The sequence below is a fragment of the Caproiciproducens sp. MSJ-32 genome (genome assembly GCF_018918055.1).
In the GTDB taxonomy this organism is placed as follows: Bacteria; Bacillota; Clostridia; order Clostridiales; family Clostridiaceae; genus Clostridium.
Genome location: NZ_JAHLPS010000017.1, coordinates 1 through 9761, shown reverse-complemented (window position 1 = coordinate 9761; position 9761 = coordinate 1). Strand labels below are relative to the sequence as shown.

The 9761-nt window shown below is 27.8% G+C and carries 10 protein-coding genes and 1 other annotated feature; of the genes, 7 read left to right on the top strand and 3 right to left on the bottom strand.

Annotated elements, in window-relative coordinates; all coding sequences use genetic code 11:
• Positions 1 to 225: 225 nt before the first annotated feature.
• Positions 226 to 482 (top strand) — a binding site (T-box leader).
• 83 nt (positions 483 to 565) lie between these two features.
• From tyrS to KQI16_RS02175, 4 genes are all read left to right on the top strand, one after another.
• A complete protein-coding gene (gene tyrS / locus KQI16_RS02190; RefSeq protein ID WP_216431867.1) occupies positions 566 to 1780 on the top strand; it encodes a tyrosine--tRNA ligase in 1215 nt (404 codons plus the stop codon).
• Positions 1781 to 2082: 302 nt separating this feature from the next.
• Positions 2083 to 2811 carry an AzlC family ABC transporter permease gene (locus KQI16_RS02185; protein WP_286172842.1) on the top strand — a complete coding sequence of 243 codons (729 nt, stop codon included), beginning with the start codon at positions 2083 to 2085 and terminating at the stop codon, positions 2809 to 2811.
• Entirely contained in the window at positions 2808 to 3143 is a 336-nt protein-coding gene (locus KQI16_RS02180) for a branched-chain amino acid transporter permease (protein WP_216431864.1), read from the top strand. The genes KQI16_RS02185 and KQI16_RS02180 overlap by 4 nt, the downstream gene beginning before the upstream one ends.
• A 464-nt stretch (positions 3144 to 3607) precedes the next feature.
• Entirely contained in the window at positions 3608 to 3958 is a 351-nt protein-coding gene (locus tag KQI16_RS02175; protein ID WP_119864932.1) for a DUF2200 domain-containing protein, read from the top strand.
• Between the two features lie 229 nt (positions 3959 to 4187).
• Here KQI16_RS02175 and KQI16_RS12870 read toward each other — a convergent pair whose 3' ends face one another.
• The 3 genes from KQI16_RS12870 to KQI16_RS02165 are packed head-to-tail and all read right to left on the bottom strand — an operon-like array spanning position 4188 to position 5948.
• The gene (locus KQI16_RS12870) at positions 4188 to 4640 is read right to left on the bottom strand and encodes a MurR/RpiR family transcriptional regulator (RefSeq protein WP_330654128.1); all 453 of its coding nucleotides are present in this window, start codon (positions 4638 to 4640) and stop codon (positions 4188 to 4190) included.
• A gap of 14 nt (positions 4641 to 4654) precedes the next feature.
• On the bottom strand, positions 4655 to 5041 hold the full coding sequence (locus KQI16_RS12865; RefSeq protein ID WP_286172841.1) for a MurR/RpiR family transcriptional regulator: 387 nt from the start codon (positions 5039 to 5041) through the stop codon (positions 4655 to 4657).
• Positions 5042 to 5096: 55 nt separating this feature from the next.
• Entirely contained in the window at positions 5097 to 5948 is an 852-nt protein-coding gene (locus KQI16_RS02165; RefSeq protein WP_216431862.1) for a Cof-type HAD-IIB family hydrolase, read from the bottom strand.
• Positions 5949 to 6464: 516 nt separating this feature from the next.
• Here KQI16_RS02165 and KQI16_RS02160 point away from each other — a divergent pair.
• The 3 genes from KQI16_RS02160 to KQI16_RS02150 all read left to right on the top strand — a co-directional run bounded on the left by KQI16_RS02160 (position 6465) and on the right by KQI16_RS02150 (position 9603).
• A complete protein-coding gene (locus tag KQI16_RS02160) occupies positions 6465 to 8201 on the top strand; it encodes a ribonuclease J (RefSeq protein ID WP_216431860.1) in 1737 nt (578 codons plus the stop codon).
• Positions 8202 to 8396: 195 nt separating this feature from the next.
• The gene (locus KQI16_RS02155; RefSeq protein WP_216431859.1) at positions 8397 to 9290 is read left to right on the top strand and encodes a DUF1002 domain-containing protein; all 894 of its coding nucleotides are present in this window, start codon (positions 8397 to 8399) and stop codon (positions 9288 to 9290) included.
• A gap of 148 nt (positions 9291 to 9438) precedes the next feature.
• Complete coding sequence (locus KQI16_RS02150; RefSeq protein ID WP_216431858.1) at positions 9439 to 9603, top strand: hypothetical protein; 165 nt, start codon at positions 9439 to 9441, stop codon at positions 9601 to 9603.
• Positions 9604 to 9761 lie beyond the last annotated feature (158 nt).

Sequence of the window (9761 nt, the reverse complement as noted above, 5' to 3'; positions counted from 1 at the left end):
TTATTAAGTGAACCAAAAAATGATATTAAACTAATAGTGATTGAAATAAGTGATTGAACTTTCTTCATAATTTATGGGAGAATAATAATTATTTTTTCCTACAGTAAATTGACGCTATCGAATTTAATAGACTTCTTGACTAATAAATAATAAGTTAGTATAATTTTCTTAATTTAATATCTGCATAACCAAGATTTGCATATTGTGCATTTCGGAGTATAAGAAGTAAAGGCTATGATAAGAAAGAGTAGCAATCAGGATACCAAACAGAAAGTTACCGGTTGATGAGAGGTGCATGGTTAGGGATTGTGAATACATCTTGGAGCTTCGCACCGAAAGATTATATCAAGTAGGCTGCGACGGAAACCTGCGCCCGTTATAGTGCTAAAGTATCTCGCAATTAGTGACGTACTTGATAAGGTAAACAATGTGAGTTGTTTATGAACTTAAGGTGGTACCACGAGTATTAACTCGTCCTTTTGATTAAGGATGAGTTTTTTTATTATCCGCTTTACTTTCTTATAGAACTTGCAATATTAAAAATATTTCTAAAGGAGATGTTGATATGTTAAAAGCAAAGGAGCAGATGAAAATTATTAGTAAGGGAGTAGAGAACCTTATTAACGAAGAAGAATTATTAAGGAAATTAGAAAGATCTTATGAAAGCAGTAAACCATTAACAATTAAGTTAGGATTAGATCCTTCGGCACCTGATATACACTTAGGTCATGCTGTTGTACTAAGAAAGATTAAACAAATGCAGGATTTAGGTCATCGTGTAGTAATTGTAATTGGTGATTTTACTGGCAGGATAGGTGATCCTACTGGAAAGTCAAAGGGCAGGGCTGCATTATCTGATGAGCAGGTAAAGGAAAATGCAAAGACTTACTGTGATCAGATTTTTAAAGTTCTTGATAAGGAAAAGACAGAAGTTAGGTTTAATAGTGAATGGCTTTCTAAACTTAATTTTGAGGATGTTTTAAGATTGGCCTCAACAACAACAGTTGCAAGAATGCTAGAGAGAGATGATTTTCAAAAAAGATATCAAAATCAAGTACCAATAGGAATTCATGAATTCTTTTACCCATTAATGCAGGCTTATGATTCTATTGAGCTTAATGCTGATATTGAGTTAGGAGGAACAGATCAAACTTTTAATATCCTTATGGGAAGATCTCTTCAAAAAGCAATGGGGCAAGAACAACAAATTGCAATTTTCATGCCTATCCTAGAAGGACTAGATGGTGTAGAGAAAATGAGTAAAAGTCTTGGAAACTATATTGGAGTTAATGAAGCGGCTGAAGTAATGTTTAAAAAGGTTATGGAAATTCCAGATAATCTTATTATTAGATACTATGAACTTGCTACAGATGAGCATCCTGATGAAATTGATAAGATTAAAGAAATGCTAAATAATAATATTAATCCTAGAGATATTAAATATAACTTAGCAAAAACTATAGTGTCCCTATACCATACTAAGGAAGAATTAGAAAAGGCAATAAATTTTTATGATACAGCCTTTAGCAAAAAAGCTATTCCTGAGAATATTCCTGAATTAAAAATTGAAGCTGGAAAAGTTACAGTTTTAGATATTATTCCAAAACTAAAGGATATGTCCTATGTTTCTAGTAAAAAGGAATTTATTAGACTTCTAAATCAAGGAGGAGTTCAGCTTAATGGTGATAAATTATCATCAGAGGATATTAATATCTTCTTAAAATCTGGTGATGTAATAAGAATTGGGAAGAAGAGATTTTTAAAATTAATATTTGATTAAGTAATAAAAAGTCCAGGATTTTTTGTTCTGGACTTTAATTATAAGGAACTAGTAATTTATACAAAAGACCTCTATAATTATGATATAATGAAGATAAATTACCAATTAATTATATCTAGAGATAGATAAAAGGAGGCCCTATGGATGCAGTTATTATTTAACCTTTAGTATTTTTTTATATTATATTTGTATAGAGAATACAAATTAAAGTTTAGCTATAAAATGAATAAATATGATAAAATTATTAAAAGAAGTTCTTAGAATGTAAAAGTATTTTTTATTTGGAAAGGTATGGTGATAATTTGAAGAAAAAAATTAAAGAAAAGATTTTAGTATTAAAAGCAGCATTTCCCTATACAATTCCAGTATTAACAGGATATATATTTTTAGGGACCGCTTATGGAATTTTAATGAAAAGTAAAGGTTATGGAATATTTTGGTCAGTATTAGCAAGTTTGTTAATTTATGCTGGTTCTGCTCAATACGTCACTATAACTTTTTTAACATCAATTTTTAATCCTATTTATACTTTTATAATGATATTAATGGTAAATGCCCGCCATTTATTTTACGGAATTTCAATGTTAGATAAATATAAAGAGGCAGGCAAATTAAAACCCTATCTTATTTTTGCGATGAGTGATGAAACTTTTTCTATAGTTTGTTCTACAGAGGCACCTAAAGGAATAGATAGAAATTGGTTTTATTTTTTTATTACTTTTCTTGATTATTTATATTGGGCAGCAGGTTCAGCCATTGGAGCTTTTTTAGGTTCATTAATTTCATTTAATACAAAGGGTTTAGATTTTGTATTAACAGCCTTATTTGTATCAATATTTGTGGGACAATGGAAAGGACAAAAAGATCATAAGGCAGCCATAATTGGTCTTTTATGCTCTATAGTATCTTTATATATTTTTGGGCAAAGCAACTTTATAATTCCTTCTATGATTTTAATAATAGTAGTATTAACTTTATTATATAAGAAGGATGTTAAAAAAGAAGAATTAAAAGAGGAGGTAGTACAATGACTTTAACAATATTTCAAGCCTTTATAATTATATGCTTAGCAGCTCTTGCTACAATGATTACAAGGTTTCTGCCTTTCATATTGTTTAAAGATGCAAAATCAAATAATTCTTACATAAATTTTCTTGGACAAGTTTTGCCTTTTTCAGCAATAGGTTTGCTGGTAGTGTACTGCCTTAAGAATGTTAATTTTGCAGCAACTTCAAACTGGCTGCCAGAAGCTATTTCTGTTACAGTTATTGTAATTTTGCATTATTGGAAGGAAAATGTTCTATTAAGCATTGGAGTTGGAACTATTATTTACATGTTTCTTATTCAAGTTGTTTTCATTTAAGCATAAATTATTTTACTAAAGCCGCCTTATATAAGGATATTAATTTTTAGGAGGGATTATAGAGTATGACAAGTCTCTTTTTTGTTAGGTATGCCCAGCCAGATTATGGATGGGAAGATGATAGAACAAGGCCTTTAAGTCTTGAAGGACAAGAAGATAGCAAAGAAGTAGCAATGGAATGATTTTTACTTTTGTGAAGAAGGTGGAGAATCTCTTAAAATGGTTTAGGATCGTAACATTAAAGCATTACTAGAAATTCTTGAAAATTGCGGAAGAAAGCAGGAAATTTATAAGAGAGATAATAAATATGAACATGCTAAAGATTTAGATTACATTGATGTAGAGAATAAAGAAAATTCTATTTACTATTTAGTTTATTTCAACATAAGATAGTAAACATAAATTAATTGAAATAAAGAATATTAAATGATAAAATAAAGAAAAGCAAAAAGAGAGGCGATAATATGGCAAGAAGAAGTATAAATGAAATGAGCTTTTCAAGTGTTTTTCCCCTTTATATTGAAAAAGTGGAGAGAAAAGGGCGTACTAAAGATGAAGTTATAGAAATAATTACTTGGTTAACAGGCTATAGTCAGGAACAATTAAAAGAACAATTAGAGAAAAATGTTAACTTTGAAACCTTCTTTAAAGAAGCTCCAAAAATGAATCCTTTAAGAACTCTAATTAAAGGTAGAATATGTGGTGTTAAAATTGAAGAAATTGAAGATCCTTTCATGAAGGAAGTCCGCTATTTAGATAAGTTAATAGATGAATTGGCAAAAGGAAAAGCAATGGATAAAATCTTAAGAAGATAATTAGCTTATAAAAAGAGAATATAAAAAAATATCTATTTTTTCATATCAAGAAAATTTTAATAACCCCTTTTAAAATTGGTAATTATATTATAATTGTTATTTAGCTAAGGTTTGTAAGAGCTTATAATATAGTGAAAATACTAAAGGGGCTATTTTAATGTCTATTAGTTTTTATTTGTGTCATTAAGATAGTTCACACATCTATTTGGATAGTTTTTTTATTGAATTTTTATATACTTCTTCCAGATAATTTATCATAGGCTTCAAGCTTCATTTTTACATTATTATCATAATCTAAATTAAAGTAGCAGGTATAAATACAATCTAAAATATATAATAAAGATAATCTTGTAGAAAAAGATGAAATTTTATTAAAATGATTTTCATTTGAACTTAAAAACAAATAGTAATCTGCATATTTACTAATAGGATTTTCATTTATTGAAGAAATTAATATAATAGGCGTTTTATTTAATTTTAATATTTCTGCTAATCTTTTTATTACCATTCCCCTGCCTTCAAAGGATACAATAATTGCCACATGATTTTCATCGCTAGTAGATGCAGTTAATCTTTGATGATATTCTTCTATTGGAACATTGACAAAGGTTCCAATTTCCTGCATTTGAAATTTAAAGTTTTCGGCAAAATATAAATTTCCAGCAGAAGTGTAAAAATCAATATGCTTAGCATTTTTTAAAAGGTGTGAAATTTTTTTAATTGATCTAAGTCCATTAAATTTAATGAAGACAATATTGTCTGTTCATATAATTCTTTCATTTTAAGAATAATTTGATTTTCGCTTTCATTTTCTTTAAAAGGATAGTTGAAATCGATGCTGCTATTCTCCTTTAAATATTCATTTATAGACATAGAAACTTGAACCTTTAATTCAGATAGGCCTGAGATGCCAATCTTTTGACAAAATCTATAAATAGTTGAAGGTGAAATATAGCAAGCTTCGCTAATTTCACTTGAACTCATTTTCACAAAAACTTCTGAATTATCTACTATATATTTAACTAATGTTTTTTCATTTTCCGTTAAGTCAGTTAATTTGTAAAACTTATTAAAAATGTTCATGAAGATCCCTCCATGAACATTATATATCATTTTATAAAATAATAGTTTTCTAAAATTAAAAATCAATATCTTTAAAGTATTGGCTTAAAGTATATGCAATACCATCTTCTTCATTTGATAAGGTAATTTCATCAGCTACTTCTTTTAGTTCAGGAACAGCATTTTCCATGGCAACTCCAATTCCTGCATACTTAATCATTGAAGCATCATTGTGGCCATCACCAAAGGCGATCATTTCCTCTCTTTTGTATCCTAGAGGAATTAATACAGAATCTAAAGCCTTAGCTTTATCAATGCCCTTTGCTGTAAATTCAAAGTAGAAAGGAGCGGTAAACATACAGCTTAAAGTATCCTTAAATGGTTCCATCATTTCTTTATAATATGTCTTAAGGTATTCAGGATCACCTGCAGTTAAAATTTTGTTTAGAGGATAATCTGCAAAAGCAGCTAAATCATCTTTTTCACATAACTTAAATTTTCCACCACGAGCTTCATATTGAATTATATTAAATGGTTTTCCATTGAAATCTATATAGCAGTCATATACGTCATTTACATACATGTAATCGTCTTTGTCTATCATAGGTTTTACTTTAAACTTTTTCATATGTTCAAGAACAGCTTTACCTTCTTCAACAGTCATAGTTTCATTGAAAAGTACTTCTTTTGTTTGACAATCAACAACTTTAGAACCATTGAAAGAAATCAAAAGACCATGATGTTCGTCCATTTTTAATTCATTAGAAAAATCTATTAAACCAGAAGTTGGTCTTCCAGAAGCAAGAATTAATATTGCACCTTCTTCTTGAGCTTTCATTAGGGCAGCTTTTGTTTTTGCTGTTATAACTTTTTCGCTGTTTGTTAATGTTCCATCTACATCCATAATTATTACTTTTATTTTACTCATAATTTTCCCCCAGTGTTTTTTATTTTATTATAGCAAATAATTATTTTTTATAATAACGTTTAAATAAAAATGAAAAATTTTTTTCATTAAATAAAATATAATTAAATTCAGGAAATGAAATAAATTTATCATAAATATCACTCTTAAAAAACTTCCTCGTAAATGATAATAATAAAATAAAAAATAAAAACAACATATTCAAACTTAATATAAAATAATTCTAGATAAAATTTTGGAAAACTAATATAATTATGTTATATAGTGAAAAAAGATGAATGAATATATATTATTTTTTGGTATATTTATTCAAGTTTTTTCATTGAAAAAATTTATAAATATTAAAAAACAAATTTATTTTTAACCATAGAAAACATATTAATTTTTATGTAGTTCTAAGGCAAAATAAATATAATTTTCTTATATGAAATATTTAATACTGAATTATATTAAACAAAAGTTAAATATAAAAAAATTGTAAGCAAAGATAATATATTCTTAGCTATAGAAGGAGTTTACATGGAGAATACAGATAATATTAAAAAACAAATTAAAAAAAAGAAAAAAGTTAAAAGAAAGAAAAAAGAAAATAATAAAAGCAAGTTAAAAGTAATTCCATTAGGAGGGATTGGTGAAATAGGAAAGAACTTAACAGTCTTTGAATATGAAGATGAAATTATAATAATAGACTGTGGTGCTTCCTTTCCAGATGAAAGCTTACTAGGAATAGATATTGTTATCCCAGATGTAAGTTACTTATTAAAAAATCAGGATAAAATAAAGGGTTTTTTTATAACACATGGTCATGAGGATCATATTGGTGGTCTTCCTTATATACTTAAAAAGATAAATGCCCCAATCTATGGGACAAAATTAACTTTAGCCTTAATAGAAAGCAAACTAGAAGAACACGGAATAAAAAATAAATGTAAATTAAATTTAGTTAAACCAGGTGATGTTTTAGAAAAAGGTAATTTTAAGATTGAATTTATTAGAACAAATCATAGTGTGGCAGATGCTGTTTCTATAGCTATTCATACCCCTGTGGGAATAATAGTTCATACAGGAGATTTTAAAGTTGATTATACTCCTATTGATGGACAAGTTATTGATTTAGCTAGATTTGCACAATTAGGTAATAAAGGAGTTCTTCTTTTATTAGCTGATAGTACAAATGCAACTTATCCAGGATATACAATGTCTGAAAAAATGGTGGGGGAATCCTTAAATAATTTATTTTCAAAAGCTGAAGGTAAAGGAAAAGTTATAGTGGCAACCTTTGCAACAAGTACCCATAGGGTTCAACAAATAATAAATGCATCAATAAAAACTGGTAGAAAAATTGCTTTCAGTGGCAAAAGCATGGAAAGTATATCCGAAATAGCAATAGAATTAGGATATTTAAAAATTCCGGAAGAAATGATAATTGATTTAAAAGATATTAATGATTACCCAAGTGAAGAAATTACTATAATAACAACAGGCAGCCAAGGAGAACCAATGGCTGCTCTAACAAGAATAGCTTCAGGTACTCATAGAAATATTTATTTAGAAGAAGGAGATACTGTCATTATTTCTTCAAGTCCTATTCCAGGCAATAAAAAAGCTGTATCCAATGTAATAGATGATCTAGTAGAAAAAGGAGCAAAAGTTATCTATGGAGAAATGGAGGAAATTCATGTTTCAGGTCATGCTTGCCAGCAGGAACTTGAATTACTTCTTGCCCTAATAAGACCTAAATTCTTTATGCCGGTTCATGGTGAATATATGCATTTAATCGCCCATGGCAGAATCGCTGAAAATATGGGAATTAAAAAAGAAAATATTTTCTTATTGGAACTTGGTGATGTTTTAGAGTTATCAAAGGATGAAGCTCATGTTTCAGGTAAGGTACCTTCAGGAAGAGTTCTTATTGATGGAATTGGTGTAGGTGATGTAGGAAATATTGTTCTAAGAGATAGAAAGAACTTGTCTGAAGATGGTCTTGTTACAATAGTTATTGCAATAGATGTAGTAAATAAAATAATACTTTCAGGACCTGATATTGTAACAAGAGGTTTCGTCTATGTTAGAGAATCAGAAGGCTTAATAACTGAAATAAAAGAAATTACTGCAAGAGAGGTAGAGAAATGCCTTAAAAATAATATAACGCAATGGGCAGATATAAAAAATAACGTAAGAAAAGAAGTAACAAACTTTATTTATAAAAGAATAAAAAGAAAACCAATGATATTACCAGTTATAACAGAAATATAATTATAAAAGAGAAGATTGTTTACAATCTTCCTTTTTTTGTATTTAATAAAGTTAATTATTATGATAAACAGACTAAAATTTATCTTAAAAATTCTTAAATATATCTTAAAAGCCTTCTATTTTTATGATATTTTTAATAATATAAGTAAAGTAATTTCTCTATAAAATATATTTTTAATAATAAAGGGGGATAATATGAAAAAGAACTTTTTAAAATTTACCGCAGCATGTGCCCTTAGCATATCTTTATTTAGTGTTAATGTCCAAGCCCAAAATAAAGAAAGAGTAACTTTTGGAATTGATCTAACAGATGCTCAGGAACAGGAATTATTGAAGGAATTCGGTGTTTCTGAAGATCAAGTTACTATAGATAGAATAACAAATGAAGATATTATTGAACAATTAGGGCTCGATCCTAATGATCCATCAAATTATCAAGGTGGTTGCTATTCCTCTTCTTATGTTAAACTTACAGATAAAGGTGGAATACAAGTAAAAGCTAAAAATTTAACCGAAGTTACTGCCTTAATGCTTTCTAATGCTTTAGTTACATCTGGTATAACAAATGCAGAAGTTATGGCTAGTTCACCTTTCCCAGTTACAGGAACTTCAGCTTTATCAGGTATATTAAAAGGCTTTGAAGGTGCTAAAGGTGAGGAATTATCTTTAAAAAATAAGAAAACAGCACAAGAAGAAATAGAAGTAACTTCTGAACTTGGAGAAAAAATAGGCTATGATGAGGCTGCAAAAGTAATTAATGATGTGAAAACACAAGTTTTAAAAGAAACTCCAAAAAATAATGAAGAAATTGCAAAAATAATCGATAATGTTACAAAAAATTATACAATTGAACTTACAGAAGAACAAAAAGAAGAAATAAAAACTCTAATGAGCAAAATTAATGAATTAGATATAGATTATGATAAAGTTAAAGACACTTTAAAAAATATAAGTAATCAAATAGCTGAAGTTTTAAAAGAATCAGGTAAGGAAATACAAGAGAGCGGTTTCTTTCAAAACCTTTTAACTGCCCTAGGAAATTTCTTTTCTAGCATTTTTGATTTCTTAAAAAAATTATTAGATAAATAAATTATATAAAGTCCAGTAAAATTTTTGCTGGACTTTATATGTTCATTAATAATAGAAGTTTTATAGGGAAAGATATTATAGTATAATTAAATAAAGAGTTTAAAATTTTAAGCTCGGGTCCTAAATAATAAGCAAAGGGGAGATATATATGGTTAATAACAAAATGAACGAAAAACTAACAAAGGATTATGAAAGCAATATTAAAGAAAAAATAGAAAATAATAACCTAGAATCCGAATGTAAAGGTTTAACAGAAGAACAAAAAGAAATGGATAAATTTTGGAACTTTGAATATTCTAATGGTAATGAATAATTATTAGAATAAATGAATTTCAAAATATAGCTTAGTCAAAAGGGGCTGTCGCACTAAATAATTAGTGTGAAGCTCCTTTTTGATGAAAAAAATAAATCCCAGACTTTAAAAGTCTAGGATTTATGGTAAAATATTTTTCATGACTATAAAAAAAATCT